Below are 19,016 nucleotides of genomic sequence, written 5' to 3'. Positions count from 1 at the left end.
TATATCCATACAGTCAACTGGTGAGCGAAGACCTTATGCGTACTCATTTCATTAAAAATCAATCCGTCAAATGCAATCAGCACGTTTCAACATCGGTGATCCCTACATCGGTCTGTGCCAACGGCCTGATCAGCGAACTAATTTATAATGAGGATCACCCTGGTATGACGCAGTTATTGCTGCTGCCGCTGTTGCAGCAACTGGGTACGCAATCTCGCTGGCAATTATGGCTAACGTCACAACAGAAACTCAGTCGCGACTGGTTACTGCGTTCCGGGCTTCCTTTGGACAAAGTGATGCAGTCACCCTATTGCGGTGCCATTACTACCGTAGAGGCGATGATCCGAGCCTTACAAACGGGGAACTATAGTGTTGTTTTGGGCTGGCTGGCGGAAGAAATATCTGAGACTGAGCGTAAGCGTTTGCAGCAAGCAGCTAAGTCTGGCCAGGCGTTGGGGCTGATTATGAGATCGGAATGCAATGATTCGCCGTCAGTCGGACCTTTAAATGGCTTAAGAATTCAATCAAGTTTGTATCATTAAGTAAAAACGAAAGTTTTCTAATAAATTTTTTTCAACAAACCTCTACCGTGTGACGGATTTAGTCAGGGCGCGGCGGGACAATGGTTTAGCTGTTATTCGTGACCCTTTTTTTAGCAAAAAATTCACTCTTAAATGTTAAAATTTGTGTATGAAGCCCTTTTTTTTTGCTGAGCATCATCACATCGTACTTGTAAGTTTGCTGGTACGTTGTAGACTTTAGCTCGCCAGGGTGCTCAATAACCTCCATTTTTTGGAAGAGTCATAATCGAGCTCAACAACCCGGCGAAGGATTAAACCAAAGAGCTAATTTTAAGCTCATTGCCTATTTGGATGATAACGAGGCGCAAAAATGAAAAAGACAGCTATCGCAATTGCAGTGGCACTGGCTGGCTTCGCTACCGTAGCGCAGGCCGCCCCTAAAGATGACACCTGGTACACCGGTGGTAAGCTGGGCTGGTCTCAGTACCATGATACTGGTTACTACGGTAACGGTTACGAAAACAACGATGGCCCAACTCACGAAAGCCAACTGGGTGCTGGTGCATTCCTTGGCTATCAGGCTAACCAGTACCTTGGTTTCGAGCTGGGCTATGACTGGCTGGGCCGTATGCCTAACAAAGGCGACGTCACCAACGGTGCCTTCAAAGCTCAGGGCATTCAGATGGCAGCCAAGTTAAGCTACCCAATAGCTGACGATCTGGACGTGTACACCCGTCTGGGTGGTATGGTATGGCGCGCTGACGCAACTCAGACTAACCCAACCTATGGTCGCATCAGCAACCACGATACCGGTGTTTCTCCACTGGCAGCCGTTGGTGTTGAATATGCAGTGACCAAAAACTGGGCAACCCGTCTGGACTACCAGTGGGTTAACAACATTGGTGATGCAGGTACCGTTGGTGCGCGTCCTGACAACTCTATGCTGAGCGTTGGTGTTTCCTACCGTTTCGGCCAGGATGAAGCAGCGCCAGTTGTTGCTCCAGCGCCAGCTCCGGCTCCAGTTGTAGAAACCAAGCGTTTCACCCTGAAGTCTGACGTGCTGTTCACTTTCAACAAATCTACTCTGAAACCAGAAGGTCAGCAGGCTCTGGATCAGCTGTATACTCAGTTGAGCAATCTGGATCCTAAAGATGGTTCTGTTGTTGTACTGGGCTACACTGACCGTATCGGTTCAGAGCAGTACAACCAGAAACTGTCTGAGAAACGTGCTCAGTCTGTAGTGGACTACCTCGTCTCTAAAGGCATCCCTTCTAACAAGATCTCTGCACGTGGCGAGGGTAAATCTAACCCTGTTACTGGCAACACCTGTGACAGCGTGAAAGGCCGTAAAGCCCTGATCGACTGCCTGGCGCCAGACCGTCGCGTAGAGATTCAGGTTAAAGGCATCAAAGACGTTGTGACCCAGCCACAGGCTTAAGTCGCTTCGTTTTGAAAAAACCCCGCAGCGGCGGGGTTTTTTTTTGTTTGAATAAGTGCACTAAAGGGCAAGGCCAGGCCGTTTTCGCTTCAGGGTTTACCGAGGATTGCCTGCAAATCTTGCTTCAGCGAAGACATTTGACTGGCATATTGCTCTTTGCGCTCGGCATCTTCTATTAACTGCACGATGGTTTCAGATAACGTACTGTCCCGACGTTGAGCCAGCGCGGCCAGACGTTGCCACACCAGATATTCCAGATCTATCGACTTCTTGCGGGTATGCTGATGTTCTGCGTTGAAATGACGCTTACGCCGTGCACGGATAGTCTGTTTCATCCGGTTTTCCAGCGCCGGACTCATATGCAGGGTTATCCACTGCAACACATCAATCGGCCGGTTCTCCATTTGCAACAGTTCGTCGACGGCTTCCTGCGCCGCGCTTGATTCGATATAGCGCGTAATCAATTCACCTTCACGATGTTTTTTGACCAGGTATTTCCATTTCCACCCGCTTTCAAGATTTTCCAGCTGTTGATATTTCATCGGGATCTCATGCTGACTATATAACCGTTTAAGAATAACAGTTTTTTTTCATGTGGCCTCAAAGAAAACAGAGTCAGGCTCAGGATTATGACATCAGCCCGCAGCAAAGCACATGTCTTCGGTGCTTAACGGGACTGAATCAAGTATAATGCCGCTTTTATTCTTTTCAGAAAAAACGATAACTTTGACCAACTACCGATTAGAGTGGCGCGCCCTACAGCCCAATACCGAACGCTTCCAGCACCTGTCTTTGCAAAACCAGGCCACCGACGCCGCTTGCTTTGACGCCGTTCAGCCAAGGCTGTGTAATGGCCTGAATCTGTTACTGCAAACCCGGGCAAAAGTGCCGTTAATGCTGGTCAAAAGTCCCGAAAGCGCTGTCTACCTGACGTTACTGCAGAATATGTTGTCTTCGATGGCAGAGAGTAATGAAGACGCTTCGCCGACGATCTGGGGTGGACGTTATGAAGTCTCGTCACGCCAGGTCAGCTTTCATAAGGCGCAAGCAGTCAGTGATAATTTCGCCAGCGAAGGGGGCATCTGTCAGGCTGACTGGATCGAACCCGAGCAGCTTTTTGGTTGCGTGCGCGTCCATCAGTCCACCATTTCCCTGACGCCTGGCGTCATTCACCGCGTCAACGGCGGCGTACTGATCCTGTCTCTGCGTACCCTGCTTGCACAGCCGTTAATGTGGCTGCGTCTGAAACGGATCCTCGTCAATCAACGATATGACTGGCTTTCCCAGGACGAAACCCGTCCTCTTCCGCTGGATATTCCATCAATGCCTGTGCAGTTCCGCCTGGTACTTATCGGTGAGCGCGATGCTCTGGCCGACTTCCAGGATATGGAGCCTGAGCTGGCCAGCATGTCACTATACAGTGAGTTCGAGGATAATATTCAACTGGCAGATGATGAAGATTTCAATCATTGGCTGATGTGGGTACAAAGCGTTGCAGAAAGTCTTGATTGCCCTGCTCCTGCCGCTGATTTGTGGCCGGTTTTGATCCGTGAAGCTGCACGTTACACCGGCGACCAGGATACGCTCCCGCTGGACCCGGAGTGGTTAGGACGTCAGCTTCAGGAGGCCGCGCTGTACAGTAACGGCGTTACCCTGAATGCGGAAAACCTGCAGGATGCCCTGAACACCCGCGAATGGCGGGAGGGCTTCCTGGCCGAACGGATGCGCGATGAAATCCTGCAGGAACAAATTCTGATCGAAACTGAAGGCGAGATGATTGGTCAGATTAATGCCCTGTCAGTGATGGAGTTTCCCGGGCATCCGCGTGCGTTTGGTGAACCATCGCGCATCAGCTGCGTGGTGCACGTTGGCGATGGCGAGTTCACTGACGTGGAGCGTAAGGCCGAGCTTGGCGGCAATATTCATGCTAAAGGCATGATGATCATGCAGTCCTGGCTGATCGCAGAGCTGGAGCTTGAGCAGCAGCTGCCGTTTTCAGCATCACTGGTATTTGAACAGTCCTATTCAGAAGTCGATGGCGACAGCGCTTCGCTTGCTGAACTCTGTGCACTTATCAGCGCCCTTGCGCTACAACCAATTAACCAGCAGATTGCGGTGACAGGTTCCGTCGACCAGTTCGGTCGCGTGCAGCCCGTAGGCGGAGTGAATGAAAAAATTGAAGGTTTTTTCCACATCTGCAATCAACGTACGCTTAGCGGCAATCAGGGTGTCATCATCCCTGCCGCCAACATTCGTCATCTTTCGCTACAGCAGGAAGTGGTTGATGCTGTGCGTGAGGGTAAATTCCATCTGTGGGCGGTATCAAGTGTTGATGAAGCCCTGCCGTTGTTGACCGGCAAAGAATGGGATAAGGAGCAGGGTCCCTGCCTGCTCCAGTCTATACAGGAGCGCATCGCACAAATTACCTTGCAGGATGCCCGGCACCGTCCGTGGCCCCAGCGCTGGTTTAACTGGTTCAATCGAAGTTGATCGGACTTGTTCTGCTTACAACTGTAAGCTCAGATGCAAAAAATTACTTAAATAAGGCATAGTTAGAATATGGTTGATAAACGCGATTCCTATACAAAAGAAGACCTGATTGCTTCAGGTCGCAGTGAACTTTTTGGCGCAGGTGGCCCGCCATTGCCATCTGGTAATATGTTGATGATGGACCGCGTGGTTAAAATGACCGAAGACGGCGGCAACTATGACAAGGGCTTTGTTGAAGCAGAACTGGATATCAACCCGGACCTGTGGTTCTTCGGCTGCCATTTCATCGGCGACCCGGTAATGCCTGGCTGCCTGGGTCTTGATGCCATGTGGCAGCTGGTTGGTTTCTACCTTGGCTGGTTAGGTGGTGAAGGGAAAGGCCGCGCGCTGGGCGTGGGTGAAGTGAAGTTCACAGGCCAGGTGTTGCCAACGGCAAAGACAGTTTCCTACCGCATTCATTTCAAGCGCGTAATCAACCGCAAGCTGGTAATGGGCGTGGCTGACGGTGAAGTGCTGGTTGATGGCGAAGTGATTTACACCGCCAGCGATCTGAAAGTTGGCCTGTTTAAAGATACCGCCGCCTTTTGACAGGACGTTATCCTGCACAACAGGCAAACGAAAACCTCCGCAGCAGCGGAGGTTCTTCCTTTTCGATAACAGGCGTTACGCGGTAACCGTCCTGTCCTCCATGGCCTGTCGCCAGCCTCCCAACCAATGAGATCGAGCATCCAGCAATTGATAAGGACACATCTCCTTTGAGCGCCCGGTAATCCCTGCGTGATAACCTCGAGAATGTGCCCGATCAAGACGGTCTCGTTTCTGTCTCTTCATGCCGCGTTTCCCTCATTTTAGTCTGGTGGAATCAGGTGGAAAGAAAACAGTGGTTACTTAACGAGCAACCACGCTTAATTTCTACCTCGACTGACCACAAAAATCAACGCACAAATTTCACTCCAGTGTCATTTTTGTGAAACGCGCTTAGATTTTTTCTGGCCGGTTAAAGGGTGTAATAAAAATGCAGCACTTTGATTAGAAACAAAAAAACCTTTGATTGTGCAGCCATATCAATGCGCAACAATCAAAGGTTTAGCCTGGTTAATTAACTGGCTATTGTTGGCGAATTATCTCATTAGCCACCTGCACCGCTACCCGTTGCCAGCCTGCGGCAAGCGTTCTGACCAGATCGTCATAACCATCTTCTTTCTGCGGCAGCGTCATATTAAATGGCTGTTTAAACAGTTTGCCGTTGTGTTCGAGGATCCATTCACCTCTGACTACCGCGTGACCATCATAACGGCCGTGAAAATCATGGACGGAAACGGTCAGCGTGTCATGCTGCTGGCCAGGTTGCGCAGAGGAGATCAACGCCCCCGGCAATGCGGCACTGAGATTGCCGATCAGCGTTTGTTGTAACTGCTGGTCCAGCGGACTGGCCCACTGATTATTCGCAGCAATAACGTACTGCACATCATTGCTTTGGTAAACCACACCATTACCTGCCAGATAATCAGGTACCGTTACCCGCTCGACCCAAAGCGGTTGTGTAACCGAGGGACTGCTGACGGCAGCGCGGGTCGCCGCCATCGGTAGCTGGTAATAAACCGTTTTCGGGGTTTCGCTACAGGCACTTAGCAGCAGGGCCAGAGCTAAGGGGATCCATTTCATCATTATTTCGCTCTCTTCGGCTGTGGGTCCCGGCCAGGTTCAGCTTCAAACACCAGCGCGTTACTTTTGTTGTTCAGCGTCTTCAGTACCGGCTGTAACTCGCGCAGTACCTGATCGAGGCGCTGCATATCGCCCACCATTTTGTTATAGGCTGGCGAACCAGGCTGGAAGCCCTTCATACTTCGATTCAGCTCACGCAAGGTGCTCTGCATATCTGCAGGTAGCTCTTTCATCGACTGGCTGGAAGTAAGCTGGTTAAGATTATCCAGCGTTTTTTGCAGCTCTTTAAGCGTACGCTGGCTCTCTTTCAGCGTGCCTGCGGCTTCATTCAACAGTGGGTTCAACGGAAGGTGGTTAATCTTGTCCAGTGATTCCATCAACTTCTGCTGAATTTGCGCCAGACCGCCACTCGCCGTGGGGATCACACTATATTGGGCAAAGGTCGCCGGACTGGAGACCGGTTTAGCGTTATTATAGAAATCCAGGTCAATATATAGCGCCCCGGTTAGCAGGTTAGCAGACTTTAGCGAAGCGCGCAGACCGGCAGCGACGCCATCTTTCAGATGCTGCTCAAAGTTGAAATCTGTACCAAGCTGAGTCTTGAAACGATCTGGCTCAATGCGGATCAGAACCGGAATGCGGAAATCATTATTCAGACGCTGGGCGATGCCCGGCATGGTGAAGGGGACTTCTGCCACTGTTCCGAGGCGAATGCCACGGAATTCAACCGGCGCACCTTTCTGCAGGCCACGAACTGAATCATTAAAGAACAGCAGGAAATCTTTATGTACGCTGTACAGCGAGTCCTGAATGCTGCGCTGGTCATTGAACAGACGGTATTCCGCTTTGTTTTCTGCCGAGGTGCCGGACTCCCATCCATCGGGGATATCGAAGCTGACCCCACCGCTGAACAGCGTGGTCAGCGATCCCATTTCGACGCGCATTCCGGAAGCAGACATATCCACCGCAATGCCGCTGTCTTTCCAGAAACGGACATTGGTAGTCACCAGCCGATCGTAGGGTGCCGCAATAAACAGCTGATAGGTCATCATGCGCTTATCAGCATCAAAAGCGCTGGTCTCTACCGACCCCACTCGATAACCACGGAAAAGCACCGGATCGCCAGCTTTCAGCTGCCCGGCTTTCTCGCTGTCCAGGGTAATACGAATGCCTTTGGCATCCGGGGGTGCCAGCGGCGGCGTGTCTAACAAGGCATATTGCTCCGCTTTCTCTTCTTTCGCGCCTGGCTGTAGCTCAATATACACACCGGATAGCAGCGTACCCAGCCCGGTAACCCCTTCGCTGCCTATCGCCGGTTTCACCACCCAAAAAGCACTGTCCGAGCGCAAAAGTTTTTCCATGCCGGAATTGAGCCGTGCCTTTATTTCCACATGATGCAAATCGTCAGTCAGAACGGCGCTTTCAACCACTCCGACATCAACGCTGCGACTTTTGATCTTAGTTTTCCCGCCTTCGATACCTTCGGCATTGGTGGTGATTAAAGTCACCTCCGGCCCCTGATGGCTGAAATGGTAAAAAATGATCCATGCCCCGATCAGCACGGTAACAAGGGGGATGATCCACACCGGTGACCAGCGTTTGATCTGATCCACCCTGGCGGTCGCGTGGTTATTGTCCGTCACTTGCAGGCTCCTCAGCACTCTTTTCTCTAACCCGGTCCCAGGTGAGACGGGGATCAAACGTAATTGCGGCAAACATTGTCAGGATCACCACCAGCGCGAATAACAGCGCACCGATAGCGGGATAGATATTCATTAATCGTCCAATGCGAACCAGGGCTGACAGCACGGCGATAACAAAGACATCAATCATCGACCAGCGCCCGACAAACTCCACCACTTCGTAAATTTTGTGCATACGTTCGCTGTCCTGGCCATTACTGCTCTGCCCGTTGGCATCCCAGCATAACCAGCCAATGGCGATCATTTTTAACGACGGCACCATGATGCTGGCGATGAAAATCACCAGCGCCACCGGATAGGAGCCTTCGCTCCACAGCAGAATGACGCCAGCCATAATGGTTGAAGTGATTTTATTGCCAAGCGCTTCAGTGATCATTATTGGCATCAGGTTGGCCGGGATATAGAGCAGCATCGAGGTCAACAGTAACGCCAGCGTCCACTGCAGGCTGTGTTTGCGCCGGGGATGACCGCGGGTTTCACAACGCGGACAGGCTAACGTGTCCCCCGGCAGCACTGCGGTACAGCAGCGGCAGGAGCGCAACCCCTGACGCAAGCCGCTTACCCCTGGCTGCGGCTTAACGGGCAGCGATGGCAAAGGGCCAATCCGCAACCACAGGTTGCGGCGGTCGATACACTGAAATGCCCGGAGTTGCAGCAGGCAAAACAGGCACCAGGGAATAAAGCTGGTGCCAATGCCAATATCGCCGTAGGCCATCAGCTTAACAAAGCTCACCAGTACCCCGGCGAGGAAAATCTCGGCCATGCCCCAGTTTTTGAGATGAAACAGCACTCGCGCCATCGCACGTTTCAGCGCCAACGGTATACGCGCTGAATTTACCAGCAGCAGGATCGTCAACATACAGAAGGCAGGAACCCCCTGAACAAAAAGCAGAAACATCGTGGCCAGACTGCTGTAGCTGTCGCTCACCATTACCTGAGGTATGCGGACCAGCGTGATCTCGCTGCTCAGTCCCGCAACCTGCATATTAATGAAAGGAAACAGATTTGCCAGCACTAACATAATCAGCGCTGCCAGTGCGTAGGCAGTAGGCCGCTTACGCGGCTCAACCCAGTTAGACTGAAGTGTGGTATGACAACGCGGGCAGCTCGCCTTGCTGCCCGGCCGGATGTCGGGCAACTGTGTCATCAGGTCACACTGCGGACAAAGCATCCATTGATGCGTATGGTGCGACGAACACATATTTCACCCTCTGTCTTGCTAGCCGCCGTTTTGTAACGACTCCAGATATTCCCAACGTTCGAAAGCGACTTCCAACTCCTGCTCACAGCTCGCCAGCGCATCCAGCACCGGTTGAGTGAGGTCACGAGGCTGATTGAAAAAGTTCGCATCTGCAACCTGAGCTTGATAAGCGTGCAGTTTCGCTTCCAGCTCTTCCATCTTCTTCGGCAGCTGCTCCAGCTCCCGTTGCAGGTTGTAGCTTAACTTAGCTGACGGTTTTTTTACCGTCTCCTGTTTCGCACTGGTCTGTGGCGTGGCGACATTGCTGACATTGGCCGCAGCGCGATTCTCCTTCCAGGCACGGCGTTGCAGCTGCGCATCATGATAACCACCGACAAAGGCTCCGATATCGCCGTTTCCTTCGAAGATCCAGCATTCGGTTACGGTATTATCAACAAACTGGCGGTCGTGGCTCACCAGCAGAACCGTGCCCTGATAGCCATCAATTAATTCTTCCAGCAACTCAAGCGTTTCCACGTCGAGATCGTTGGTGGGTTCATCGAGGATCAGCAGGTTGCTCGGCTTCAGAAACAGTCGCGCCAGCAGCAGGCGGTTACGCTCCCCGCCTGATAACGCACGCACCGGCGTCATGGCGCGTTTGGGATGGAACAGGAACTCCTGCAGGTAACCCAGAACGTGGCGCGGCTTGCCGTTGACCATCACTTCCTGTTTACCTTCCGCCAGGTTGTCCATCACGGTGCGATCCGGATCCAGTTCGGCGCGGTGCTGGTCGAAATAAGCCACTTCCAGTTTGGTACCAATGTGTACCCGTCCGCTGTCCGCTTTTAGCTGATCGAGCATCAGTTTCAGCAGCGTGGTTTTACCGCAGCCGTTAGCGCCAATCAGGGCAATTTTATCCCCACGCTGCACCTGACGTGAGAAATCACGCACCAGCTGCTTCCCGGCAATGGCGTAACTGACGTTTTCCAGTTCGAAGACAATCTTGCCGGAGCGGCTCGCTTCTTCTACCTGCATGTTGGCTTTACCCATCACTTCGCGGCGCTCAGAACGTTCACGACGTAATGCCTTCAATGCGCGCACGCGTCCTTCATTACGCGTGCGACGCGCCTTAATGCCCTGACGGATCCACACTTCTTCCTGAGCCAGCTTGCGGTCAAATTCGGCGTTTTGCATCTCTTCAACGCGCAGCGCTTCTTCTTTGCTGGTCAGGTAGAGGTCATAATCGCCCGGCCATGAAACCAGTTTTCCGCGATCGAGATCGACAATGCGCGTTGCCATGTTGCGGATAAACGAGCGGTCATGCGAGATAAAAATGATGCTACCCTGGAAGGTTTTCAGGAAGGTTTCCAGCCAGTCGATGGTTTCAATGTCGAGGTGGTTGGTTGGCTCATCGAGCATCAGCACTTTTGGATTGCTCACCAGCGCGCGCCCGAGCGCCGCCTTACGCAGCCAGCCACCAGAGAGCGACGACAGCTGTGCGTCGCCATCAAGACCAATCTGTTTCAGCACATCATCAATACGGCTTTCCAGCTGCCACAGATTCTGATGATCCAAAATTGCCTGTAGCCGGGACATCTCATTGAGATTTTTGTCGCTTGGATCTTCCATCACCAGGTGGGAAATAGCGTGATAGGCTTTCAGGTGCTCTGCCTGTTCCTCAACGCCTTCGGCAACAAAGTCATACACCGAACCCTGTACGTTACGTGGCGGATCCTGCTGCAAACGCGCAACAACCAGATCCTGCTCGTAAATAATGCGCCCGTCATCCAGCGGCTGTTCGCGGTTGATGATTTTCATCAGGGTGGATTTGCCCGCCCCGTTGCGCCCGACCAGACATACGCGCTCATTTTCTTCGATATGCAGTTCTGTGTTGTCCAATAGCGGTGCGTCGCTGAATGAGAGGTAAGCGCCGTGAATACTGATAAGTGACATAAAAGCTTATTCCTTACCGGCGTGAGTAATCAGCCAGCAGTTATGAATTTGACGGTTGCGGGCAAAATCCTGCGACTGCGTTTTGGCGGTGATCTCGTTAGCCACGAGGCCCAAAGCTGCCAGCCCGGCGAAGTCCATTTTGAAACCGCGTTTATTGTTAGAGAACATCACGGTGCCATTTTTGCGCAGCAGACGTTTTAAGTCCTTCATCAACTCCAGGTGATCGCGCTGAACATCAAAGCTTTCTTCCATCCGTTTGGAGTTAGAGAAAGTGGGTGGGTCGATGAAAATCAGGTCAAACTGCTCGTCGGCCTCGCGCAGCCAGCTCAGGCAGTCAGCCTGCATCAGACGATGCTGACGCCCGGAGAGGCCGTTCAGGCGCATATTGCGTTCTGCCCACTCCAGATAGGTGCGCGACATATCAATGGTGGTGGTACTGCGTGCACCGCCGAGGCCAGCATGCACGCTGGCGCTGCCGGTATAAGCAAACAGATTGAGGAAATCTTTGCCCTTGCTCATCTGCCCCAGCATTTTACGTGCGATACGGTGGTCAAGGAAGACGCCGGTATCGAGATAATCAGTCAGATTAACCCACAATTTCGCGTTGAACTCTGCCACCTCAAAGAAATCGCCCTTCTCGCCCAGCTTCTGATACTGATTTTTTCCTTTCTGTTTTTCACGGGTTTTCAGTACCAGCTTATTCGCCGGCAAATCCAGCACGCTGAGCGTGGCGGAAATCACATCAAACAGACGCTGGCGTGCTTTAGCCGGATCGATAGTCTTCGGCGGTGCATACTCCTGAATTACCACCCAGTCGCCATAACGATCGACCGCGACATTATAATCCGGCAAATCGGCGTCATAGACACGATAACACTCAATGCCTTGCTGACGCGCCCACTTATCCAGTTTTTTGACGTTTTTGCGCAGCCGGTTAGCATAATCTTCCGCAAGCTGTCCTGCGGGTGCTCCCGTCGGATTTTCCGCCAGCCGGTAATTTTTCTGTACGCAGTCCAGCGGGCCATTTTTGGCTTTGAACTGCCGATCGGCGCGCAGTTGCAGGCAGCTCAACAGTTCCGGCGATGCGCTGAACAAAGAGAGATCCCAGCCACCAAAATGGGTTTTCATTATGCGCCCCAGCTGGCCATGCAAAGCAATGAGCGCCGGCTCGCTGTCCAGACGTTCACCGTAAGGGGGGTTGCTCAGGACGGTGCCGCCCGGGCCTTGCGGCAGAGGGTTGGTCAGCTTTAACACATCCTGGCAGGTAAAGCGGATAAGTTCACTCAGTCCGGCGTTACGGGCATTGATGCGTGCGCGATCGATGATACGGCCATCGTTATCATAGCCAAAGAAGCGCGAGGTTGTATTCTCCATGCCCTGGCGTGCACGTTCCTGGGCTTCACGGGTGACGTCGCTCCATAACGAGGAGTCGAACTTGTTCCAGCCGGTGAATCCCCAGTGTTTACGCTGTAGCCCTGGTGCGCGATCGCTGGCAATCATCGCCGCCTCAATCAGCAGCGTACCCGAGCCACACATCGGATCGACCAGCGGCGTGCCGGACTGCCAGCCGGAACGTAAGACGATAGCGGCAGCCAGATTCTCTTTCAGCGGCGCCTGCCCGGTCTGCTGGCGATAGCCGCGCTGATGCAGGCCATCTCCGCTCAGATCCAGTGCAATGCTGGCGGTATCTTTATTCAGCCAGACGTTGACGCGGATGTCCGGCTGGTCGCGATCAACATTCGGGCGCGGCAAGTTTTTACGCGTGAAGCTATCGACAATCGCATCTTTCACTTTCAATGCGCCGTACTGGCTGTTGCGGATCACCTCATTCAGCCCGCTGAAATGCACGGCGAAGGTTTTGTCGCTGCCAAATATCGCCGGCCAGTCTGTCGCCTGCACGCCAAGATAGAGATCGAGGTCGCTGTAAACCGCGCATTCGGTCAGCGGCAACAGGATGCGTGACGCCAGACGGCTCCACATCAAACTCTGATACATCAGACGATCGCTCACCTGATAATGTACGCCGCCCTGAACGATCTGGCAGCCTTCGGCCCCCAGCGCTTCCAGTTCACTTTTTAACAGCTCTTCAAGCCCACGCGCCGTGCTGGCAAACAGAGAATTCATAGCTTCACTTATCGTCATCATAAAATTGCTGCGCATTATAGCTAATCATGGCTTCATGTCATAAAGTTAGCGTCTTTATAGTGCAGAAAGCCTGCTAAAAGTCTGGTCGGGCGTTGAACAGCAAGGAAATCAGATGGTCAGTTTGACACGTTTATTCGTGCATCCGGTCAAATCAATGCGCGGCATGCAGGTTTCACATGCCCGGGCATTAGCCAGCGGGCTGGCGTTTGACCGCATATGTATGCTGACTGAAGCGGATGGGACTTTTCTCACTGCGCGCCAGCACCCGGAAATGGTGCTGTTCACTCCGGCAATGATCGTCGACGGCCTGCATCTTAGCGCCCCTGATGGCAGTAGCGCTACCGTGCGCTTTGCTGACTTCCAGCCCACTCCGGCCGCCACCCGGGTATGGGGCAGCGCGTTTACCGCCCTGATTGCGCCTGACAGCATAAATCAGTGGCTGAGCGGTTTTTTCCCCCGTCCGGTGCAACTGCGCTGGGTGGGGCCTGAAATGACACGCCGGGTGAAGCGGTTCACTCAGGTTCCACTGGGTTTTGCCGATGGCTATCCTTACCTGCTGATTAACGAGGCTTCGCTGCGCGATGTCCAGCAGCGCTGCCCGGCCGGCATCAAAATCGAGCAGTTTCGCCCTAATCTGGTCGTTAGCGGGGCAACCGCATGGGCGGAGGATAGTTGGGCATCGCTGAAGATCGGCAACGTTATTTTCGATGTGGCTAAACCGTGCAGCCGCTGCATATTGACCACGGTCAGCACCCGACACGGGCGCAGACATCCGGGCGGTGAACCGCTGAACACCCTGCAAGGCTTTCGTAGCGCGCTGGACGGCAGTGGCGATATTGATTTTGGTCTCAATCTGCTGGCACGTAACAGCGGCGTGCTACGCGTTGGCGATCGGTGTGAGGTCTTAGCCACTCGCGCGGCGCGCGCTTACGGAGGCGGTCCGATCGACGAAGCACTTGATGTCGCCAGCGATGCGCCAGGTGAAGTAAGCATAAACTGGCAGGGGCAGCATTTCACCGGCAATAACCAGCAGGTGTTACTCGAACAGCTTGAAATGCGCGGAATAAGGGTTCCCTATTCCTGTCGGGCTGGCATCTGCGGCAGCTGCGCGATAACGCTGGTCAGCGGAGAGGTCAAGCCAATGAAAAAGGATGCACTGCGCAAGGACGGAACGTTACTGAGCTGTAGCTGCATTCCGGCAAGCGACCTGGTGCTGCGTTAGAGGCAGCGCGGCTGGTCAAACCGCGTGTGCAAAACGCAAGTCTTCAGATCTGGCCTGAGGTAACAGGCGGTCATGCATGATTTTAATCGCATCACCCAGCCACATTGTCCGTTCTGCCATGTTCAGCTGCGGCTGTGCCAGCAAACAGAGTGAAGCGCTCTCACCGGACTCCACCACCAGCATACTGGCCAGTTCACCACTTTCAGAGACCTTAACGCACACCAGTTGCCCCTGTCCCGGAGACCAGTTCCCCTTATGATGGATGTCAAAATGCCAGCTTTTAGGCATCAGGGGTTTCAGAAAGCGCATCGCCACCAGCGCGTTCAGCACCAGTTCAGCACGCTGGTCGACGTTAAGTTGCACCTGACGGCAGCATTCATCAAAGGTGAAGAACAGTGCGGCGTCATCAACGCTGAAACCCGTAGCACTAAAGGCGTCAGGCGTTAACATCTTGCGCGAAAAGCGCGAACGAAACAGCATGCCGCTGGCAAGGTCAAGCATCATGCGATCGCGCTCTGCGTCAAAAAACCAACGCCATTTATCGTCTGGTTTAATCCTCATGAAAACTTCCTGTATTCATACTAAGTTACAAACAGCCGAAAGGAGTTAGATGCTTTCAGCAGACAGAGAACATTTCCTGCAGGCCAGCACACTTTTTTATACTGATTTTTGCCATTAACTCGAGAAAATATAAACGAGCCAGCGGCGAAAATAAAGCCCCTGGCTTATTTAAGCGGTGATTTGGTTACAGATGGGTCACAATTTCTTTTATCAACGCCGGTCCTTTGTAAATAAAACCGGAATATATTTGTACCAGCGAAGCACCTGCTGCCATTTTCTCGCGGGCTGAAATTAGCGAATCAATTCCCCCAACGCCAATTATCGGAAGGCGGCCCTGTAATTCAGCCGACAGTCGACGAATGATTTCCGTGCTGCGCGACTGCACCGGTCGGCCACTCAACCCCCCGGCTTCTTCGGCATGCTTCAATCCCTTAACCAGATCGCGTTCAAGAGTGGTATTTGTGGCTATCACGCCATCAATATGATGGCGGACTAAACTGTCAGCAACCTTTACCAACTCGTCTTCGGACAGATCGGGGGCAATCTTCACCGCTACCGGCACATATTTATGATGAATTTTTTGTAAATCACCCTGCCGGGTTTTAATTGCTGTTAACAAATCATCCAGCGCTTCACCGTATTGCAGAGTACGTAAGCCAGGGGTATTGGGCGATGAGATATTGACAGTGATATAGCCGGCGTACGGATAGATTTTATCCATACAAACCAAATAATCCTCTTTGCCCTGCTCCACCGGGGTGTCTTTGTTTTTGCCAATATTAATGCCAAGTATGCCGTCGAAATGGGCTTTTTTGACGTTTTCAACCAGATTATCCACGCCGAGATTATTGAATCCCATGCGGTTGATGATGCCTTCTGCTTCCACAATGCGGAACATGCGCGGTTTGTCATTACCCGGCTGCGGGCGCGGGGTGACGGTGCCGATCTCTATAAAGCCAAAGCCCATTGCGGCGAACGCTTCGATACATTCGCCGTTTTTGTCCAAACCTGCTGCCAGTCCAAGCGGATTTTTGAAGGTTAGCCCCATGCAGGTCACCGGCTTAAACGGCAGCGACTGCTGGATCAGCCTGCTCAGGGGGGTGCCTGACAGGCGTTTTAGCTGCTGCAAGGTCAATTCATGCGCACGCTCGGCGTCGAGCTGAAAAAGCGCCTTACGAACAAAAGGGTAATACATGGTCACTCCCGGGGTCCCGATGGAAATCGGAGAAGGATTATCCGGGTTTCTACGCTAAAGGGAAATGACCAGGCGCAAAAGCGGCTAAAAAACGTTTATTTTGCGTCTGAACGCTGCCCCATCAGGTGCCATATGTGAAAAGCGGCTTAAATTTGCCGAATAAATCATTTAAGCGCTGCGACCCGCTCTGTCAGGATATGACCGTTAATCCCTGAATTCATTTAATCAATAATTTTTGGTTATAAGGAGCAGTTATGCGCGTTATTACTCTGGCAGGCAGTCCCCGCTTTCCTTCGCGCTCTACCGCATTACTGACACTGTGCCAACAGGCGCTTGAAAAGCGCGGCGTCGAGGTTATTCCGTGGAATTTGCATAACTTTCATCCTGAAGACCTGTTATATGCCCGCTTCGATTCCCCCGCCCTGCAGGCATTAACGGAAGATTTGCAGTCTGCGGACGGTTTGATTATTGCCACGCCGGTGTATAAGGCATCGTTTGCCGGGGCGTTGAAGACGCTGCTCGACCTGCTGCCCGAGCGCGCGCTGGAACACAAAGTGGTGCTACCGCTGGCAACCGGCGGTACCGTTGCCCATATGCTGGCGGTCGATTACGCGCTAAAACCGGTGCTGAATGCACTGAAAGCACAGGAAGTCTTGCATGGCGTGTTCGCTGACGACAGCCAGATCGCTCATTACGACCGCCAGCCTGAACTGTCGCCGCTGTTAGCAGATCGTTTAGCTGCGGCGGTAGATACCTTGTGGCATGCGCTTGCACGCCGTCGTCAGCCGTTGGCCACGGCCATATAACAGGGAAATTGAGCATGGTATTGTTGTCTAAAGTCATCACCCGCGTGTTGCTCACCGGCCTGCTGGCCGCTGGTTTGGCCACGGCAGCAACGCCGGATGCGCCAAAGCAGATCCGCATCGGCTATCAAAAAGGCTCAGTCAGCATGGTGCTGGCAAAGTCCCATCGTCTGCTGGAAAAGCGCTTTCCTGATACGCAAATTAAGTGGGTGGAGTTCCCGGCCGGACCACAGATGCTGGAGGCGCTCAACGTCAACAGTATCGATCTGGGCAGTACCGGTGATATCCCGCCCATTTTCGCTCAGGCTGCCGGGGCTGATATGCTGTATGTCGGAGCCGAACCGCCTAAACCACTGGCTGAAGTGATTCTTGTCGCTGAAAACAGCCCGATCAAAACCGTCGCGGAGCTTAAGGGACATAAGATCGCGTTTCAGAAGGGATCCAGTTCGCATAATCTGTTACTACGGGCGCTGCGCGAGGCGGGACTGAGTTTCAACGATATCACACCGGCATTTCTGACGCCCGCCGATGCGCGCGCCGCTTTCCAGCAGGGTGACGTGGATGCCTGGACAATCTGGGATCCGTATTACTCCGCAGCCATCCAGCAAGGGGGCGCGCGCGTGCTGAAAGATGGCAGCACTTTAGACCTTACCGGTTCGTTCTATCTTGCCACTCGCCCGTTTACGCAGAAAAATGGCCTGTTCTTACAGCAGGTGCTCGATACCTTCAGCCAGGCGGATGCTCTGACGCGCAGCCAGCGTGAACAGAGCGTGAAGCTGCTCGCCACGGCGATGGGGCTACCCGAAACCGTCATCGCCAGCTACCTCGATCACCGCCCTGACAGCACGATAAGCCTGGTAAGTGAAAAAACGGCACGGGCTCAACAGCAAACCGCAGATCTGTTTTATGCCAGCCATTTAATGCCGGTAAAAGTCGATATCTCCAGCCGCATCTGGCATGGCCCTTCATCTGATTGATTGAGGAATAGAAAATGAGTCTTTCCGTCTTCTGGTTTCTGCCGACTCACGGCGATGGGCGATATCTGGGCACCCGTCAGGGGGCGCGGCCGGTGGATCACGCCTATCTGCAACAGATTGCCCAGGCCGCCGATCGCCTCGGCTTTGGCGGCGTGCTGATCCCGACGGGCCGCTCCTGTGAAGATGCCTGGCTGGTTGCTGCCTCGCTGGTCCCGGTTACCCAGCGCCTGCGTTTTCTGGTGGCGCTGCGACCCGGCGTGATTTCACCGACTCAGGCGGCGCGACAGGCGGCCACGCTGGACCGTTTGTCCAACGGCAGAGCTTTGTTTAACCTGGTAACCGGCGGTGACGCCGGGGAGCTGGCCGGCGACGGCGTGTTCCTCGATCATCGCCAACGCTATGCTGAATCCGCCGAATTCACCCGCGTCTGGCGACGAGTGCTTGAAGGGGAAACGGTGGATTACGAAGGAAAATATGTGCATGTTCGCGGTGCAAGGCTGATGTTTAAGCCGGTTCAGCAACCGCGTCCTCCGCTGTGGTTCGGCGGCTCCTCTGAGGTGGCACAGGATCTGGCTGCGGAGCAGGTTGATGTCTATCTGACCTGGGGAGAACCGCCAGCCCAGGTGAAAGAGAAAATTGACCGGGTGCAGGCGAAAGCAGCAGCACAGGGCCGCAAAGTTCGCTTCGGCATCCGCCTGCATGTCATCGTGCGTGAGACCAATGAGGAAGCCTGGCAGGCCGCCGACCACCTGATCTCACATCTGGACGATGAGACGATTGCTCACGCTCAGTCGGCGCTGGCACGTACCGACTCCGTGGGCCAGCAGCGTATGGCAGCCCTGCACGGCGGCAAGCGCGATCGCCTGGAGATCAGCCCGAACCTGTGGGCCGGGGTTGGCCTGGTACGTGGCGGAGCGGGCACCGCGTTAGTCGGCGATGGCCCAACGGTGGCGGCTCGTATGCAGGAATATGCCGATCTCGGCATTGAAACCTTTATTCTTTCCGGCTACCCGCACCTTGAGGAGGCGTATCGCGTTGGCGAGCTGCTGTTCCCGCACCTCGATCTCAACATACCGGAAGTACCAAAGCCCGCAGACATTCAGGCCCACGGCGAGCATGTTGCTCATGATTTCGCACCGCAAAAGGTGTCACAGAGTTAGAGG

The 19,016-nt window shown here is 53.5% G+C and carries 17 protein-coding genes; 8 read left to right on the top strand and 9 right to left on the bottom strand.

From position 1 onward, the window contains the following. Positions 1-35 precede the first annotated feature (35 nt). Positions 36-542 carry an SOS-induced cell division inhibitor SulA gene (sulA, locus tag JGC47_RS06810; RefSeq protein ID WP_004156988.1) on the top strand — a complete coding sequence of 169 codons (507 nt, stop codon included), beginning with the start codon at positions 36-38 and terminating at the stop codon, positions 540-542. Positions 543-891: 349 nt separating this feature from the next. Beyond that, on the top strand, positions 892-1,959 hold the full coding sequence (gene ompA, locus JGC47_RS06805; RefSeq protein WP_004156983.1) for a porin OmpA: 1,068 nt from the start codon (positions 892-894) through the stop codon (positions 1,957-1,959). Positions 1,960-2,048: 89 nt separating this feature from the next. On the opposite strand, the gene matP is transcribed toward ompA, so the two are convergent. Beyond that, on the bottom strand, positions 2,049-2,501 hold the full coding sequence (gene matP, locus JGC47_RS06800) for a macrodomain Ter protein MatP (protein ID WP_004156982.1): 453 nt from the start codon (positions 2,499-2,501) through the stop codon (positions 2,049-2,051). Positions 2,502-2,613: 112 nt separating this feature from the next. Between matP and JGC47_RS06795 the strand changes: the two genes are divergently transcribed. Both JGC47_RS06795 and fabA read left to right on the top strand, forming a co-directional pair. After that, complete coding sequence (locus tag JGC47_RS06795) at positions 2,614-4,449, top strand: AAA family ATPase (RefSeq protein WP_004156981.1); 1,836 nt, start codon at positions 2,614-2,616, stop codon at positions 4,447-4,449. A gap of 69 nt (positions 4,450-4,518) precedes the next feature. Beyond that, on the top strand, positions 4,519-5,037 hold the full coding sequence (fabA, locus tag JGC47_RS06790; RefSeq protein WP_004156980.1) for a bifunctional 3-hydroxydecanoyl-ACP dehydratase/trans-2-decenoyl-ACP isomerase: 519 nt from the start codon (positions 4,519-4,521) through the stop codon (positions 5,035-5,037). A gap of 75 nt (positions 5,038-5,112) precedes the next feature. Here the strand turns inward: fabA and rmf are convergent, their stop codons facing one another. From rmf to rlmKL, 6 genes are all read right to left on the bottom strand, one after another. Then, positions 5,113-5,280 carry a ribosome modulation factor gene (gene rmf, locus JGC47_RS06785; protein WP_004156979.1) on the bottom strand — a complete coding sequence of 56 codons (168 nt, stop codon included), beginning with the start codon at positions 5,278-5,280 and terminating at the stop codon, positions 5,113-5,115. Positions 5,281-5,556: 276 nt separating this feature from the next. Continuing rightward, positions 5,557-6,117: a membrane integrity-associated transporter subunit PqiC gene (pqiC, locus tag JGC47_RS06780; protein WP_004156978.1), complete on the bottom strand. Its 561-nt coding sequence runs from the start codon at positions 6,115-6,117 to the stop codon at positions 5,557-5,559. Next, positions 6,117-7,757, bottom strand: coding sequence for an intermembrane transport protein PqiB (gene pqiB / locus JGC47_RS06775; RefSeq protein WP_004156977.1), 1,641 nt, complete (start codon positions 7,755-7,757; stop codon positions 6,117-6,119). The genes pqiC and pqiB overlap by 1 nt, the downstream gene beginning before the upstream one ends. Continuing rightward, entirely contained in the window at positions 7,744-9,018 is a 1,275-nt protein-coding gene (gene pqiA, locus JGC47_RS06770) for a membrane integrity-associated transporter subunit PqiA (RefSeq protein WP_004156975.1), read from the bottom strand. Before pqiA ends, pqiB begins: the two co-directional genes overlap by 14 nt. An 18-nt stretch (positions 9,019-9,036) precedes the next feature. Next, entirely contained in the window at positions 9,037-10,950 is a 1,914-nt protein-coding gene (locus JGC47_RS06765; RefSeq protein ID WP_004156974.1) for an ABC transporter ATP-binding protein, read from the bottom strand. A 6-nt stretch (positions 10,951-10,956) separates the two neighbouring features. Then, positions 10,957-13,074 carry a bifunctional 23S rRNA (guanine(2069)-N(7))-methyltransferase RlmK/23S rRNA (guanine(2445)-N(2))-methyltransferase RlmL gene (rlmKL, locus tag JGC47_RS06760; RefSeq protein WP_004156973.1) on the bottom strand — a complete coding sequence of 706 codons (2,118 nt, stop codon included), beginning with the start codon at positions 13,072-13,074 and terminating at the stop codon, positions 10,957-10,959. A 133-nt stretch (positions 13,075-13,207) separates the two neighbouring features. On the opposite strand from rlmKL, the gene JGC47_RS06755 reads away from it, so the two are divergent. Continuing rightward, entirely contained in the window at positions 13,208-14,317 is a 1,110-nt protein-coding gene (locus JGC47_RS06755; RefSeq protein WP_004156971.1) for a YcbX family protein, read from the top strand. A 15-nt stretch (positions 14,318-14,332) separates the two neighbouring features. On the opposite strand, the gene JGC47_RS06750 is transcribed toward JGC47_RS06755, so the two are convergent. Together JGC47_RS06750 and pyrD are read right to left on the bottom strand one after the other, a co-directional pair. Then, a complete protein-coding gene (locus tag JGC47_RS06750; protein WP_004156968.1) occupies positions 14,333-14,878 on the bottom strand; it encodes a cell division protein ZapC in 546 nt (181 codons plus the stop codon). Between the two features lie 184 nt (positions 14,879-15,062). Then, on the bottom strand, positions 15,063-16,073 hold the full coding sequence (gene pyrD / locus JGC47_RS06745; RefSeq protein WP_004156966.1) for a quinone-dependent dihydroorotate dehydrogenase: 1,011 nt from the start codon (positions 16,071-16,073) through the stop codon (positions 15,063-15,065). Positions 16,074-16,327: 254 nt separating this feature from the next. Here pyrD and ssuE point away from each other — a divergent pair, with 254 nt between their 5' ends. The 3 genes from ssuE to ssuD are packed head-to-tail and all read left to right on the top strand — an operon-like array spanning position 16,328 to position 19,013. After that, positions 16,328-16,879, top strand: coding sequence for an NADPH-dependent FMN reductase (gene ssuE / locus JGC47_RS06740; RefSeq protein ID WP_004156963.1), 552 nt, complete (start codon positions 16,328-16,330; stop codon positions 16,877-16,879). A gap of 14 nt (positions 16,880-16,893) precedes the next feature. Beyond that, positions 16,894-17,853 carry a sulfonate ABC transporter substrate-binding protein gene (locus tag JGC47_RS06735; protein ID WP_004156962.1) on the top strand — a complete coding sequence of 320 codons (960 nt, stop codon included), beginning with the start codon at positions 16,894-16,896 and terminating at the stop codon, positions 17,851-17,853. Positions 17,854-17,867: 14 nt separating this feature from the next. After that, the gene (gene ssuD, locus JGC47_RS06730; RefSeq protein WP_004156957.1) at positions 17,868-19,013 is read left to right on the top strand and encodes an FMNH2-dependent alkanesulfonate monooxygenase; all 1,146 of its coding nucleotides are present in this window, start codon (positions 17,868-17,870) and stop codon (positions 19,011-19,013) included. Positions 19,014-19,016: the final 3 nt, after the last annotated feature.

The organism is Erwinia amylovora (assembly GCF_017161565.1).
In the GTDB taxonomy this organism is placed as follows: domain Bacteria; phylum Pseudomonadota; class Gammaproteobacteria; order Enterobacterales; family Enterobacteriaceae; genus Erwinia; species Erwinia amylovora.
This window is presented reverse-complemented; position numbering and strand designations above follow the sequence as displayed.